Consider the following 13,946-nt stretch of genomic DNA (forward strand, 5'->3'; position numbering starts at 1 on the left):
CAAAGGATGCCGGCATGAACCCGAATGGCCAGATCGCGATCGTTACCGGCGGCGGCTCCGGTCTTGGCGAGGCAACGGCGCGCGCGCTGGCCGCCAAGGGCGCCCGCGTCGCCATCTTCGATGTCGGTATTGACCGCGCGGTGAAGGTCGCGGCCGAGATCGGCGGTATTGCCGTCCAATGCGACGTCAGCAGCGCCGACAGTGGAACCGCCGCTCTCGCCGAGGTCGCGGCCAAGCTTGGCGAGCCGCGTATCCTGGTCAATTGCGCCGGCATCGCCATCGGCGTGAAGACGATTGGCAAGGACGGCCCGCATCCGCTCGATCAATACCGCAAGGTGATCGAGGTCAATCTGATCGGCACGTTCAACATGATCCGCCTCGTCGCCGAGCGCGCGTCAAAGCTCGAGCCGCTCCAGGGCGGCGAGCGTGGCGTCATCGTCAACACCGCGTCGGTCGCTGCCTATGACGGCCAGATCGGTCAAGCCGCCTATGCAGCCTCCAAGGGCGGCGTCGTGGGGATGACGCTGCCGGTGGCGCGCGATCTCGCCCGTTCCGGCATCCGCGTCTGCACCATAGCGCCCGGCATCTTCAAGACACCGATGATGGCCGGCATGCCGCAGGAGGTGCAGGATTCGCTGGGCGCCGCCGTGCCCTTCCCGTCGCGCCTCGGCGAGCCATCCGAATATGCGGCACTTGCGCTGCACATCATCGAAAACCAGATGTTGAACGGTGAGACCATCCGCCTCGACGGCGCCATTCGCATGGCGCCGAAATAGCCGGCCATGAGCGCCGGCCTGTCCGCTGCCGGGAAGACCGGTCCGCTTGCCGGACTGAAGGTGATCGAGATGGCCGGGCTTGGCCCGGTGCCGCTGGCCGGCCTGATGCTGTCGGAGATGGGCGCCGAAGTCCTGCTCGTCGAGCGGGCAGGATCGAACCGGGCTCTCCCGTCGCTGCCGGATGAGTACAACATCGACCGCCACGGCCGATCCATCCTGCGCCTCGACCTGAAGCGCCGGGAAAGCATCGATCTGGTGCTGCGCCTTGCCGAAAAGGCGGACATGCTGCTCGAAGGGTTTCGCCCCGGGGCCATGGAGCGGCTGGCGCTCGGCCCGGAAGCTGTGCTGGCCCGCAATCCGGCGCTGATCTACGGCCGCATGACCGGTTTCGGCCAGGATGGACCGCTCGCGGGCCACGCCGGCCACGACATCACCTATCTCGCCTATTCCGGCCTGCTGCATTCGATTGGTCATGCCGACGGCCGCCCCGTCCCGCCGCTCAACCTCGTCGCCGACTATGGTGGCGGCGCCATGATGCTGGTTGCCGGCGTGCTGGCCGCCCTGTTCCAACGCTCGCGCACGGGCAAGGGCGAGGTAATCGACGCCGCGATGGTCGAAGGCGCCGCGATGCTGGCCGCCCCCGTGCATGCCCTCATGGCGGCCGGGTTGTGGAGCGACAGGCGCGGCGCGAACCTGCTCGATTCCGGTGCTCCCTTCTACGACACCTATGAGACATCAGACGGACGCCATGTCGCCATCGGTTGCCTCGAGCCGCAATTCTTCGCCGAATTCGCCAGTCTGCTGCCGCTCGACGAGCGCTTTGCACGCGGCCAGTACGACAAGGCCCTGTGGCCGTCGATGCGTGCAGCCATTGCCGATCGGGTCCGGCAGAAATCGCGCGACGACTGGGACCGGCTGTTTGCCGAAACCGATGCCTGCGTTGCCCCCGTCCTGTCGCTGCACGAGGCAAAGCAGCACCCACACAATCGGGCGCGCAACGCCTTTGTGATGGCGAGCGGACTTGAGCGCCCGGCCCCGGCGCCGCGTTTCTCCGGCTCGCGGCCGACACTGGCGGCCAGGCCCGCCGACAACGATCTTGTCCCGTCGATAGTGCTGGCGCGTTTCGGGTTCTCGAAAAACGAGATTGACGGCCTTGTCAAATCCGGTTTGTTTGACAGATAAGCGGAGAAGGTAAATCAACTTATTGCGGTGGTGCCTTGGACGAACCGAAGAAGGACGTGACCCGCGAGACCGACGCCGAGGCGATCCGACTGGCCAAGACGCTTCTGCGTAACGCCCGCTTTGGCGCGCTGGCCGTGATCGAGCTGCAAACAGGTTCGCCGCTGGCCAGCAGGGTCGGCGTGGCCACCGACATCGATGGCGCGCCGCTGATCCTGGTGTCGATGCTCTCGGCGCATACAGGCGCCTTGCTCGCCGATGCACGCTGTTCCCTGCTGCTTGGCGAACCCGGCAAGGGCGACCCGCTGGCGTACCCGCGCGTGACATTGGTCTGCCAGGCAGCACGGCTTGAGCGCGGATCGAGCGAACACACCCGCGCCGAGCGCCGTTATCTCAACCACAATCCCAAGGCGAAACTCTACGCCGGTCTCGGCGACTTTTCGATCTTCCGCCTCGAGCCAAATCGCGCCAGCCTCAACGGCGGCTTCGGCAGGGCCTATCAGCTCGATCGATCCGATCTGCTCACCAGTGGACCGATCGTCGAGGACCTGGCGGCGAGCGAACAATCCGCCATCGACCATATGAATGCCGACCACCTCGATGCGATCGCCGTTTATGCACAGCATTTCGCGAAAGTGTCCGGCAACGGCTGGATCATTGCCGGATTCGACGCCGATGGCATGGATCTGGTGTCGGGTGACGATGTTTGCCGGGTCTTCTTCCCGCAATCCTTGGCGGCGGCACGCGAATTGCGTCCCATTCTGGTCGAAATGGCCAGGCCGGACGGGCCGCGGCCGACGCCAAAATTGAACTAAATCATGCTGAATAAAAAGCAACACTTGAGATTTGAAGGAAATGTTCTACCTTTTAGCGGTGACGCTGAATCGCAGCGCCCATTCACAACTGAGGTTATGGAATCAGATGCCATTGCCCCCATGGCGTCAGGATGAACAAGAAGCATGGGGGATCGATGGTCTCGACTAAGCTAATCGCCAATGCCGGATCGGCCGCCGAATTTCTCATGCTGATGGGCAATGAGAAACGGCTGTTGATCATGAGCTATCTGATCGACGGTGAAATGTCGGTCGGCGCCATCGCCGAGAAGGTGATGCTCAGCCAATCCGCCCTGTCGCAGCATTTGGCCAAGTTGCGGGCGCTCGACCTAGTCGACACCCGCCGCGACCGGCAGATGATCTACTATTCCTGCAAATCCGATGCCGTGCACGAACTGCTCGGCATGCTGGACGGCATTTTCGGCAGCGGCAAGGAGGACCTCTCCCAGATGGCGCACCGTTTGCGCCGCGCCGGAACCTGACCGCCCTGTAGCCACCTGCCTCGCGACGCTTTCAGGGCGATGTGCATCCAACCGGGCGCACAGAGGTAGCTGATCATCATGAATTGTCGCATCGTGCTTTCCGAACCAAAGTGAGCCTCGGCAATCGGCCCGGATTTTCGGGCCGCTGCGGTGACCGCGAGGAACGCATGGATCCCATTCGCATCGACGACCCGCAAGACCCGCGCGTTGCCGCCTATCTCGATATCCGCGAGCGTGACCTCGCTGGCCGGCAAGGCCGCTTCGTCGCCGAAGGCAAGGTGGTGCTCGACCTGCTTCTCTCGACCGGGCGCTTTGGCGCCGAATCGGTGCTGGTCCTGGAAAACCGGCTGGCCGGCCTTGAGGGCATCCTGCGCAAGGCCCCGGCGGACCTCCCGGTCTATGTCGCCACCGGCGCGGTGATGGATGCAATCGCGGGGTTTCATATGCATCGCGGCATCCTGGCCATAGGCCGCAAGGGGACGCCGCATCCGGCCGAGGCGCTGCTCGATGCCTTGCCGGCCCGGGCGCTGGTCGTGGTGCTCGTCGGCATCGCCAACCATGACAATATGGGTTCGATCTTCCGCAACGCCGCCGCCTTTGGCGCCGATGCGGTGCTCATGGATGCGACCTGCTGCGATCCGCTCTACCGCAAGGCGATCCGCGTTTCAGTCGGCGCCGCGCTCAAGATACCTTTCTCGGCGTTCACCGACGCCGACGGCTTCACGGCAATGCTCGCCCAACGGGGCTTCGAACAATTCGCGCTGTCGCCACGCGGGCAGACCGACATACGCGATGCGCAGCCGAGCGAGCGCCTGGCGCTCTATCTCGGCACCGAGGGCGAAGGCTTGCCGGACAGCCTGCTTGCACGCCTGCACACCGTGCGGATCTCCATGTCGGAAGGCTTCGATAGCTTGAACGTCGCCGCGGCGTCAGCCATCGCGCTGCATCATTTCTCGGCGGACAGGAACTGAGTTCAGCTTGTTGCGTCAGCCTTCTGCAGCGCCCGCACCCGGTCTGCAAGACTGCGGTCACCGTTGCCGGAGCGTGCATCCGACGGTGCCGCCAATGCCTTGGCGATCGGCGAATCAGGCCCCTCGAGCTTGGCCGTCAGATGGACGACCTCCGCTGCCAGTTCGTTCATCTGCTCGCGCAAGGCGGAGCTGCCATCCGCGGGATTGGATCCGGCCAGCGCGGTGAGATCCGCCTTCAGCCGCTTGTTCTCGAGCGCCAGCGCCGTCAGCCTCGCCTCGAGCCGTTCACGGTCGCTGTCGAGCTTGGCGATTGCCTTGTCGACCTCATCGCTCGTTGCGACGTCGCTGCCCTTGCCGACCAGCCGCAAAGCCGGCGTGCCATCCTCGGCTTTCGACTTTTCGCGCAGCCGCGCCAGTTCCTTTTCACGACGGTCGAGCTTGTCCTCGCGATCGGCCAGCGTTGCCAGCAGCCGTTCGACCTTCTTGTCGAGCTCGGCGGTCCTTCTTTTCTCGGCTTTCAGGGCGTCGCGCGCGGCCTTGCTTTCGGCCGCAATTTCCTGGCCGCGCCGGTCCGCTTCCTTGCGCTGGCCGCGCAGCAGCGCAATGTCACTGGCGAGCATCTGCATCTCGGATTCGCGCGCCACGAGTTCGATCTGCCGGCTGCTGGAGGAGAAGCTGGCGTCGTCATACATGCGCCCCAGCTTTTCGAGCTCGAGCGCGCGCTTCTCCAGCTTGCGTTCGGTTTCCTTGAGCCGGTCCGACAGGCGGTGCAACTCCTCCTCGCGCTGCCGCAACATTTCGCTCTTGGCGCCTAGTTCGCTCAGTGCCTGGTTCTTGTCCATGCGCTCTATCGCCAGGCCCTTCATCGCCTCGTGGCCGCGACTGATCTCGACGAGCTGTTCTGCCGCCTTCTCGCGCAACGCCTTGACGGTGATTTCGAGGCGGCGCGTCGACATGGCGTATTCGGCGCGGACGCGATCCTTGTCCGCCAGGATCTCGGTTTGCGTCAGAGGTATCGAGGCTTCGATGCGTTTGCGCGTCAGGGCGACGGCACGGCGCCATATCGCCGGAGCAACCATAAGCGCCAGAAAGCCGGCGCAGAGAAAGCCGAGGACGAAGAACAGGACCGACTGAACCAAGTGACTACCCGTTTGTGGACGGCAACCGCTGATGCTGGATTGTGCCACGTTGGCATGGCGGAAATCCAGCGTTGCGGCAAGCGTTTGCCGCAACGGAACGGGTTTAGCTCAGAACGGATTCCACGTCGCGCGTTCGGTAAGCTTCAGATAGCCGAGATTGACGCCGAGCCGGGCACCGACGCCGGTGCGTATCGGCACCAAAATCACATTGTTGTTCTTCAACACGTTGAAGCCGACGCCCGCCACCACATAGGCCGAACCGGCGACGCCGCCATAGCGGTTGTAGAGGTTGCCCACATCGTCGAGATTGTAGACCAGCATCATCACCCGCGACCCCTCGCCGCCGAAATCCCAGCCGAGTGACGGGCCTTGCCAGAACACTTTGTGATCGCCGGCATTCTTGGTGTAGAGCGTGCCTTCGCCATAGGTCAGGCCGCCGATCAGCGCGCCCGAGCCCTCTTCGCCCAGCAGATAGCCATTGGGCAGGCCGTAGGAAGCAAAAATCTTCTCGACGACCGTGGCGAGCCCGCCGGATGTCGCGCCGAAGAACTTGTGACCGGAATCGACAATCTCTTGAGCGGTGTATTCCTGGGCCCGCAGGGCCGAAGTCGAGAAGACGAGAACGCCCATGAGCGCGATCGCCATTGAGACGACACGGACAAAAGTCCGGTCTGGGATGACACGGAAAAAAGTCCGGTCGTAGAATCGGGAAAACATGCTTCCAATCTCCGTCAGGGAGCACTTTCGCCGACGCCTCGCACCCCGTACGGCTCTTTTAGCCGGCCGTTAAGGGTAACTGTTACGGGCAAACTATGCCGTAATCCTTTTTCAACCATTAAGCTCCCACATGAACATGGCGGTTCAAAGGCTGTCGGGATCGTTCAAACGGGGCAAATGGGTGTCCGCAGGCCTCGTGAACACGCCATTTGTCACAACCACAATTTTGGATTTGTTGCCGCACGCACGGGCGCTGTGTATTCAGAAAGCCCAAGGAGAGAGTGCGTGATTCGTGTGGGCAGGCGACGATCGATCGCGCGGCCATGAGTTAAGAAATTTTGCAGGGATTTTCGCCGATGGCCGATCTGTTCACCCTTTCCGCACCCGATTTGGCAGCGCTGTTGTGCAGCCGGGTCTGCCACGACATCATCTCGCCGGTCGGCGCGATCAACAATGGACTCGAACTGCTCGACGAAGGCGGCGCCGACGAGGACGCCATGAAGCTGATCCGCCAGAGCGCCCGCAACGCTTCGGCCCGCCTGCAGTTCGCCCGCATCGCTTTCGGCGCCGCCGGATCGGCCGGCATGTTGATCGATACCGGCGATGCCGAAGCGGTCGCCATCGCCTTCCTCAAGAACGAAAAGCCGGAACTGAGCTGGAACGGGACCCGTGCGCTGCTGCCCAAGAACAAGGTCAAGCTGCTGCTCAATCTGATTCTCGTCGCCAACGCCGCCATTCCGCGCGGCGGCAAGCTTTCCGTGACGCTGGAAAACCTCGAAACCGAGCCGCGTTTCTCGCTTGCGGCGAGCGGCCCGATGCTGCGCGTGCCGCCGAAATTCCTCGAACTGCATTCCGGCAACAAGCCGGAGGAACCGATCGACGCTCATTCCGTGCAGCCCTATTACACGCTGCTTCTGGCGCGCGAAGCCAACATGACGATCTCGATCCACGCGACGCCGGAAGAAATCGTGCTTTCAGCGGCCTGAAATTGGCGCCAATTCCTCAAGGATGCAAAGTATTTCAATCCGCAATACCTGCGGCGGCGCCTGGATCGAGGCGAGATGAGCTTCACCGGTCTGGTTGAGCCGAAGCATTGCGAAGAACAGTCCGTGCACGGCATCTTTGCAAAAATTTTACCTAAACGCTTTTCGGCTTCTTTACCAGATCGGTCTATGGTGCACTTCGGATGCCCCGACGCTACCGGATTGCCACGAGGCAAAAGGACCCGGAAAATGAAACGCTGCATGTTCGTCGACGATTCAAGCGTCATCAGGAAGGTTGCAAAACGCATCCTGGGCGGTTCCGACATGGTTGTCATCGAGGCAGCCAGCGGACTTGACGCGCTGGAGATGTGCGCTGCCGACATGCCCGACATCATCGTCGTCGACGGCGCCTTGCCGGACGTGGCGGCGGTCGATCTCATCCGTCGCGTGCGTGCCATGGAGAGCCCGGTAAGGCCGCAGATCCTGATTTCGCTGGTCGAGCTCGATATCGCTTCGATCATGCGGGCCAAGCGCGCCGGCGCCCAGGGCTATCTCTTGAAGCCGTTCAACCGGCCGCAACTGCTCGAGCGTTTTCGCGCCTTGAAGATCGCCGCCTGATCCGGCAGGCTTGGAGCCATTCCAGGAAAAGCGTGTAACGGTTTTCCTGGGAAAGGCGCGTAGCGCTTTCCCTCAGGGAACTGCGTAAGGACAAATAGTTATCAGCCCATCACGCAAAAACCCGGCCGGAGCCGGGTTTTTGTCGTCGAAGAAAAGTTCGGACGGTGTTCGCCGCTCAGGCGCTGACGCGGATGTCTTCCGGTTCGCGCAGCACATAGCCGCGACCCCAGACCGTCTCGATGTAATTCTGGCCGCCCGATGCCGCGTCAAGCTTCTTGCGCAGCTTGCAGATGAAGACGTCGATGATCTTCAGCTCGGGCTCGTCCATGCCGCCATAGAGATGGTTGAGGAACATTTCCTTGGTCAGCGTGGTGCCCTTGCGCAGCGAGAGCAGCTCCAGCATCTGATATTCCTTGCCGGTGAGGTGCACGCGCTGGCCGCCGACTTCAACTGTCTTGGCATCGAGGTTGACCACTAGGTCGCCCGTGGTGATGACCGACTGAGCATGGCCCTTGGAGCGCCGCACGATGGCATGGATGCGGGCGACCAGCTCATCCTTGTGGAACGGCTTGGTCATGTAGTCGTCGGCGCCGAAGCCGAGGCCGCGTACCTTGTCCTCGATACCGGCCATGCCGGAGAGGATGAGGATCGGCGTCTTCACCTTGGACAGGCGAAGCGTTCTCAGGACTTCATAACCCGACATGTCGGGCAGGTTGAGGTCGAGAAGGATGATGTCGTAATCGTAGAGCTTGCCTAGATCGACACCCTCTTCACCGAGATCGGTCGTGTAGACATTGAAACTTTCCGATTTCAGCATCAGTTCGATGCTTTGTGCGGTTGCACTGTCATCTTCTATCAGCAGAACACGCATTTCATTCCCCTTTTCTGCTGCCGGACCATTTCACGACCCGTCCAGGCCCGGAGCAGTGGTTGCCTTGTGCAGAGGCTGCCATCAAATGGTTAACAAAACCTAATTTCCCGTCCATCACGGTACCAGATTTTTTAACCTCTTTCTACACCCTCTTGAATCTAATAACGAATCCAGACCCAAATTCCTAATGCAACACATTAACAACCTGGACTAAGTGACTCCAGGGACTCATTGACGCGGCTCCCGCATCGGCGGCTGGAATTTTTACCCGGCCTTAAGTCCTGACCCGTATGATTAACAATGCCCGTAAACGAATGGTTACCGCCGGCAAAAAACTTTAGGGTTTTGTTTCCCATAGTTCGGGGAAAGCCGGTGGACACGGGTGACGCTTGGGCCTTTCCAAGAGGTTTGGACGATATGTGCGGGTGTGCGTTTCCGGGAGTACCGAATCATGAAGTCACGTGAAAACCTCGTTCGGCTGAAACAGTTTCAGGTGAATGAGAAGCGGCGGCAGCTGCTGCAACTCGACATGATGATCGCCGAGTTCGAGCGCATGGCCGTCGAACTGGAGCTTCAGATCACCGCCGAAGAAAAGAAAGCCGGCATCACCGACATCAACCATTTTGCCTACCCGACCTTTGCCAAGGCAGCGCGCTTGCGTCGCGACAACCTCAGAAATTCGCAAAGTGACCTCGCCCAGCAGCGAAGCACTGCCGAATCATTACTCGGCGAAGCTGAAGCGGAGCTTTCCAAGGCTGAAATGCTCGAATCACGCGACACCAAGATTCGCGAATCCGAGGTCGGCGGCCGCAGCGCCATGATCGGCTGAAGTCCGGCCTGTCGGTGAAGTCGGCGCTTGCCCCTGGGGCGGGCGAGGCGTCCCGGTTTCCAGTCGGCCCTGACGGCCGTGAGAATTTTGATCGATTGCAGCTGAGACCCGCTTAAGCGGCCAAACCGCCTTCATTTTCGGCAGCCGCCCGCGCCCTCGCCTCCTTGATGTCCGGCGCGTGCTGTTCCGACCACGACCTGATCTGGTTGAGCAGTCCCGCCAGGTTCTGGCCAAGCTCGGTCAATTCATATTCGACACGCGGCGGAATGACCGGGAAGATTTCGCGCCGCACCAGGCCGTCGCGCTCAAGCACGCGCAATGTCTGCGTCAGCATCTTCGGCGTGATGCCTTCAAGCTTGCGGGCAAGCTCGCCATTGCGCAGCCGGCCTTTGCGCAGCGCACAAACCACCAGATACACCCATTTGCTGGCCAGCATCTCGAGCACCGTGTGCGAAGGACATGTTCGCCGGTACGCGTCATAACCGAAAGGGGAATCGTCTTCACTATCCATGAGGTGCCTATATATCAGAAAGGTACATACTGGACAAGGGAATATTACTATCCAAATGATAGTGGCACCAACCAAGCAGGAGACATCCCATGCGTGCCGTTATCCAGAATTCCGTCGGCGGACCCGACGTCCTTGTCATTGCCAACCAGGCCGATCCGACGCCAAAGGCCGGCGAGGTGCTGGTCCGTGTCAAGGCTGCAGGCATCAATCCGGTCGATGGCGCCGTCCGCGCCGGCTATTTTGCCCTGCTCGGCGAACCGCCCTTCATCCTGGGCTGGGATATCTCGGGAACTGTCGAGGCGCTGGGCGCCGGCGTCTCTGGCTTCAAGGTCGGCGACGAGGTCTTCGGCATGCCGCGCTTCCCCAAGCAGGCGGCTGCTTACGCCGAGCTGGCGACGGTGCCTGCCGATGAAATCGCGCTGAAGCCGAAGGGCGCCGACCACATCCAGGCCGGCGCATTGCCGCTGGCCGGTCTCACCGCCTGGCAAGGTCTGGTCCGCCATGGGGGACTGAAATCAGGTCAGCGCGTGCTGATCCACGCCGCTGGCGGCGGCGTTGGCCATCTGGCGGTGCAGATCGCCAAGGCGCGCGGCGCTTACGTCATCACCACCGCCAGCCCTCAGAAGCTCGATTTCGCCCGCTCGCTCGGCGCCGACGAGGTTCTCGACTACACCAAGGGTGATTTCGCCGACAAGGTTCGCGACATCGATCTCGTGCTGGAGCCTGTCGGCGGCGACCATGCTGAACACTCGCTGAAGGTGCTCAAGCGCGGCGGCGTGCTGGTGTCATTGCTCAATGTCAGCGACGCGGCGAAGGCGCAGGCCAGCGCGCAGGGCATCCGGGTCGAGCGCATGTCCGTCGTGCCAGACCGTGAAGGACTGCTGGAACTCGCCCGGTTGATCGATGCGAAAAAGCTCACCGTCCATGTGGCGAAAAGCTTCCCGCTCGAGCAGGCGGGTGCTGCTCACGCCTTTCTCGCCACCAGGCCGATCGGCAAAGTGGCGCTGACGGCCTGAGCGCCAAGAGGATCGCTTTGAAAACAAAAGGGCGCGGAGTGCCGCGCCCTTTTGGTCTTATTCGGACCGGCTCTATTTCAGCATGATCTTTTCCGAAAACCGGATACCACTTTTCGGGATCATGCTCTAGTGCCGGTATTGCTGGATGCGCGTGGTGCGCAGCCCGGCAAGGCCATACTCGTCGATCGACGCCTGCCAGGACAGGAATTCCTCGGTGGTGAGCTTGTAGCGCTGGCATGCCTCATCAAGGCTCAAGAGCCCGCCGCGCACCGCAGCAACCACTTCCGCCTTGCGCCGGATAACCCAGCGACGTGTATTTGTCGGCGGCAGATCGGCAATCGTAAGAGGGCTGCCGTCAGGCCCGATAACATACTTGACTCTCGGTCTAACCAGATCGGTCATCGTACTCTCTACAAAAAACTCAAAGACCCAATCCCCGCCACGTTACCGCCACAGCTTTAAAAATTGCCTAAGCAGACCCTAATGACTAGGTAAGGATCATGAACGCCGCGTTAGTCTTTTCGCCGGCATTTGAAACATCCCTCCGGAAGCGCCGGCGCCGCGCGGAAAAAATCTCTCCATTTGCCGGACCGGTCGCCGCTCGTCGATCGGCCCTGCAAGCTGGCGTAGCCGGAAAGCTTGACCTATATTCCCGTCATTGGCATTCAGGCGCCGCGCAGAACGAAAGAACCATGAACAGCCTCGATCTTCCCGGACGTCCCGAAAACACCCGCATCGTCGTCGCCATGTCGGGCGGCGTCGACTCGTCAGTCGTCGCCGGCCTGTTGAAGCGCGAGGGCTATAATGTCGTCGGCGTCACCTTGCAGCTCTACGACCATGGCGCGGCGACGCACCGCGCCGGCTCATGCTGCGCCGGGCAGGACATCAACGATGCCCGCCGCGTCTCCGAGACGCTCGGCATTCCCCATTATGTGCTCGACTACGAGGAACGCTTCCGCAAGGCGGTCATCGATCCCTTCGCCGAAAGCTACGTCGCCGGCGAGACGCCGATCCCCTGCGTTTCCTGCAACCAGACAGTCAAGTTCGCCGATCTTCTGGCCACCGCCAAGGAGCTTGGCGCCGACGCTTTGGCCACCGGTCACTATATCCGCTCCGGCGCCAATGGCGCCCACCGCGCGCTCTACCGGCCGGTCGACGCCGACCGCGACCAGAGCTATTTCCTGTTCGCCACCACGCAGGCGCAGATCGACTATCTGCGCTTCCCGCTCGGCGGCCTGTCGAAGCCGCAGGTTCGCGCCATTGCCGAGGAGATGGGGCTGACGGTCGCAGCCAAGCAGGACAGCCAGGACATCTGCTTCGTGCCGCAGGGCAAGTATTCCGACATCATCGCCAAGCTGAAGCCGACGGCGGCCAACCCGGGCGACATCGTCCACATCGACGGCCGCGTGCTCGGCCGCCATGAGGGCATCGTGCGTTACACGATCGGCCAGCGCCGCGGCATCGGGATCGCTTCCGGCGAGCCGCTTTACGTCGTCCATCTCGACGCCGACCGCGCCCGCGTCGTGGTCGGCCCGCGCGAGGCGCTGGAGACGCACAAGATCTATCTGCGCAACATGAACTGGCTGGGCGACGGCCCGCTGGCCGATGTCCCCGCCGGTGGCCTGGAGCTGTTCGCCAAGGTGCGCTCGACGCGCCCGCCGCGCCCGGCCGTGCTGCATCACAGCAATGGCGCCACCTGGGTGGAACTGGTCGACGGCGAATCCGGCATCGCACCCGGCCAGGCCTGCGTGCTCTATTCCGATGATGGCAACGAGGCGCGCGTGTTCGGCGGCGGCTTCATCGAGCGTTCGGAGCGTGGCGCCGAGGCCGAGGCCATGCTGACCCGGCTTGCCGCCAGGCCTGCGCAGATCCCCGCCGAATAAACCGCTACCCTCTCAGAGACTGTTTCGAAATTCGCTCTGGCGAGTCATGTGATGGTGGTTTCGAGAACCGGAGCGCAGCGGACACTTGGTCCGTGAGCAACGGAAGCGCAGAAAACGCCATCAGATGGCCGCCGAAGTAGAGTTTCCAAACGAGCTCTCAGGAATTGGACGTGGTGTGCGTAACCGTACCCGCGGTCAGGATACGCAACACCCTGATCGCTTCCTCACCGCTGGTGCGCGGCTCGGCCCGCGTCTCGATGCACTGGATGAAATGCTCCAGCTCACGCGTCAGCGGCATGCCTTGGGCAACCGCGACATAGGACGGCTCATTGGTGGTGAACGCCCATTGGCCGCTGTCCTGCCACACAGCGTGGCGGTAGACGGCAAGCTTGCGTTCCCATGGTTCGACGTCATCGAACACCGCCATCGCCTTGGTGCCGACCACGGTCAGCCGCCGCTCACGATAGGGATTGAGCCGCGAGGTGAAGAGATGGCTGCGCAGGCCGTTGGGAAAACGCATGTGCAGATGCGCGAAGTCGCTGAGATTGTCGAGCAGGGCAGCGCCCTCGCCGCGCACCTCGATCGGCTCGGTGCCGGTGATCGCCAGGATCATCGACAGATCGTGCGGCGCCAGGTCCCACAGCGCGTCGTTCTCGGTGTGGAACTTGCCGAGGCCGAGCCGGTGCGAATGGATGTAGCGGACTTCGCCGAGCTCGCCCTTGTCGATCAGCCCTTTCAGCGTCTCGAAGGCGGGATGGAACCGCAAGACATGGCCGACCATGAAGACGCGGCCATTGTCCTTGGCTGCCTGCACCGCGCGCTCGGCGTCCTCCACCGTCAGTGCGATCGGCTTTTCCACCAGCACGTCCTTGCCGCCTTCGACGGCGCGCACGGCAAGGTCGGCATGGAATTGCGGCGGCAACGCCATGACGATGGCGTCGATATCGTCACGGACGAACAGCTGGTCGGGCTCGATCGCCAGGCAGTCCTGCTCGCTGGCGAAGCCTTCGGCGCGAGCCGGGTTGACGTCGGAGACCGCGTGCAGCGCGCCGAGCGCCTTGAGGGTGCGGATGTGGTTGCTGCCCCAGTATCCGCAACCGAGGACTGCAATGCGCGGTTTCATCTGTTTCAAACTCTA

16 protein-coding genes are annotated in these 13,946 nt (G+C 62.2%); 10 read left to right on the forward strand and 6 right to left on the reverse strand.

What is annotated here, in order from left to right; genetic code table 11:
• The first annotated feature begins 14 nt into the window (after positions 1-14).
• The 5 genes from ACFSOZ_RS24690 to ACFSOZ_RS24710 all read left to right on the forward strand — a co-directional run bounded on the left by ACFSOZ_RS24690 (position 15) and on the right by ACFSOZ_RS24710 (position 4,241).
• Complete coding sequence (locus ACFSOZ_RS24690; protein WP_379102143.1) at positions 15-776, forward strand: 3-hydroxyacyl-CoA dehydrogenase; 762 nt, start codon at positions 15-17, stop codon at positions 774-776.
• A gap of 6 nt (positions 777-782) precedes the next feature.
• The gene (locus ACFSOZ_RS24695; protein WP_379102145.1) at positions 783-1,958 is read left to right on the forward strand and encodes a CaiB/BaiF CoA transferase family protein; all 1,176 of its coding nucleotides are present in this window, start codon (positions 783-785) and stop codon (positions 1,956-1,958) included.
• A gap of 35 nt (positions 1,959-1,993) precedes the next feature.
• Positions 1,994-2,770 carry a HugZ family pyridoxamine 5'-phosphate oxidase gene (locus ACFSOZ_RS24700; RefSeq protein WP_379102146.1) on the forward strand — a complete coding sequence of 259 codons (777 nt, stop codon included), beginning with the start codon at positions 1,994-1,996 and terminating at the stop codon, positions 2,768-2,770.
• Between the two features lie 155 nt (positions 2,771-2,925).
• On the forward strand, positions 2,926-3,270 hold the full coding sequence (locus ACFSOZ_RS24705) for an ArsR/SmtB family transcription factor (protein WP_379102148.1): 345 nt from the start codon (positions 2,926-2,928) through the stop codon (positions 3,268-3,270).
• Positions 3,271-3,437: 167 nt separating this feature from the next.
• Positions 3,438-4,241, forward strand: a complete 804-nt coding sequence (locus ACFSOZ_RS24710) for a TrmH family RNA methyltransferase (RefSeq protein WP_379102150.1) — start codon at positions 3,438-3,440, stop codon at positions 4,239-4,241.
• A gap of 2 nt (positions 4,242-4,243) precedes the next feature.
• Here ACFSOZ_RS24710 and ACFSOZ_RS24715 read toward each other — a convergent pair whose 3' ends face one another.
• Both ACFSOZ_RS24715 and ACFSOZ_RS24720 read right to left on the reverse strand, forming a co-directional pair.
• Entirely contained in the window at positions 4,244-5,380 is a 1,137-nt protein-coding gene (locus ACFSOZ_RS24715; RefSeq protein ID WP_379102152.1) for a coiled-coil domain-containing protein, read from the reverse strand.
• 108 nt (positions 5,381-5,488) lie between these two features.
• Positions 5,489-6,025 carry a DUF1134 domain-containing protein gene (locus ACFSOZ_RS24720; RefSeq protein WP_379103241.1) on the reverse strand — a complete coding sequence of 179 codons (537 nt, stop codon included), beginning with the start codon at positions 6,023-6,025 and terminating at the stop codon, positions 5,489-5,491.
• A 428-nt stretch (positions 6,026-6,453) separates the two neighbouring features.
• Between ACFSOZ_RS24720 and chpT the strand changes: the two genes are divergently transcribed.
• On the forward strand, positions 6,454-7,083 hold the full coding sequence (chpT, locus tag ACFSOZ_RS24725) for a histidine phosphotransferase ChpT (protein ID WP_379102154.1): 630 nt from the start codon (positions 6,454-6,456) through the stop codon (positions 7,081-7,083).
• A gap of 246 nt (positions 7,084-7,329) precedes the next feature.
• A complete protein-coding gene (locus tag ACFSOZ_RS24730) occupies positions 7,330-7,698 on the forward strand; it encodes a response regulator (protein ID WP_379102155.1) in 369 nt (122 codons plus the stop codon).
• Between the two features lie 175 nt (positions 7,699-7,873).
• Here ACFSOZ_RS24730 and ctrA read toward each other — a convergent pair whose 3' ends face one another.
• A complete protein-coding gene (gene ctrA, locus ACFSOZ_RS24735) occupies positions 7,874-8,569 on the reverse strand; it encodes a response regulator transcription factor CtrA (RefSeq protein ID WP_006203583.1) in 696 nt (231 codons plus the stop codon).
• 451 nt (positions 8,570-9,020) lie between these two features.
• Here ctrA and ACFSOZ_RS24740 point away from each other — a divergent pair, with 451 nt between their 5' ends.
• Positions 9,021-9,398: a flagellar export protein FliJ gene (locus ACFSOZ_RS24740; RefSeq protein WP_111542795.1), complete on the forward strand. Its 378-nt coding sequence runs from the start codon at positions 9,021-9,023 to the stop codon at positions 9,396-9,398.
• Between the two features lie 112 nt (positions 9,399-9,510).
• Here the strand turns inward: ACFSOZ_RS24740 and ACFSOZ_RS24745 are convergent, their stop codons facing one another.
• Positions 9,511-9,909, reverse strand: a complete 399-nt coding sequence (locus ACFSOZ_RS24745) for a winged helix-turn-helix transcriptional regulator (RefSeq protein ID WP_379102157.1) — start codon at positions 9,907-9,909, stop codon at positions 9,511-9,513.
• 89 nt (positions 9,910-9,998) lie between these two features.
• On the opposite strand from ACFSOZ_RS24745, the gene ACFSOZ_RS24750 reads away from it, so the two are divergent.
• Positions 9,999-10,925 carry an NADP-dependent oxidoreductase gene (locus ACFSOZ_RS24750; protein WP_379102159.1) on the forward strand — a complete coding sequence of 309 codons (927 nt, stop codon included), beginning with the start codon at positions 9,999-10,001 and terminating at the stop codon, positions 10,923-10,925.
• Between the two features lie 126 nt (positions 10,926-11,051).
• Here ACFSOZ_RS24750 and sciP read toward each other — a convergent pair whose 3' ends face one another.
• Positions 11,052-11,327, reverse strand: a complete 276-nt coding sequence (sciP, locus tag ACFSOZ_RS24755) for a CtrA inhibitor SciP (protein ID WP_013529904.1) — start codon at positions 11,325-11,327, stop codon at positions 11,052-11,054.
• Positions 11,328-11,617: 290 nt separating this feature from the next.
• Between sciP and mnmA the strand changes: the two genes are divergently transcribed.
• Positions 11,618-12,808: a tRNA 2-thiouridine(34) synthase MnmA gene (gene mnmA, locus ACFSOZ_RS24760; RefSeq protein ID WP_379102161.1), complete on the forward strand. Its 1,191-nt coding sequence runs from the start codon at positions 11,618-11,620 to the stop codon at positions 12,806-12,808.
• A 157-nt stretch (positions 12,809-12,965) separates the two neighbouring features.
• Here the strand turns inward: mnmA and ACFSOZ_RS24765 are convergent, their stop codons facing one another.
• Entirely contained in the window at positions 12,966-13,931 is a 966-nt protein-coding gene (locus tag ACFSOZ_RS24765) for a Gfo/Idh/MocA family protein (RefSeq protein WP_379102162.1), read from the reverse strand.
• Between the last annotated feature and the right edge of the window lie 15 nt (positions 13,932-13,946).

The sequence above is a fragment of the Mesorhizobium newzealandense genome (assembly GCF_042682145.1).
Lineage (GTDB): Bacteria > Pseudomonadota > Alphaproteobacteria > Rhizobiales > Rhizobiaceae > Mesorhizobium > Mesorhizobium newzealandense.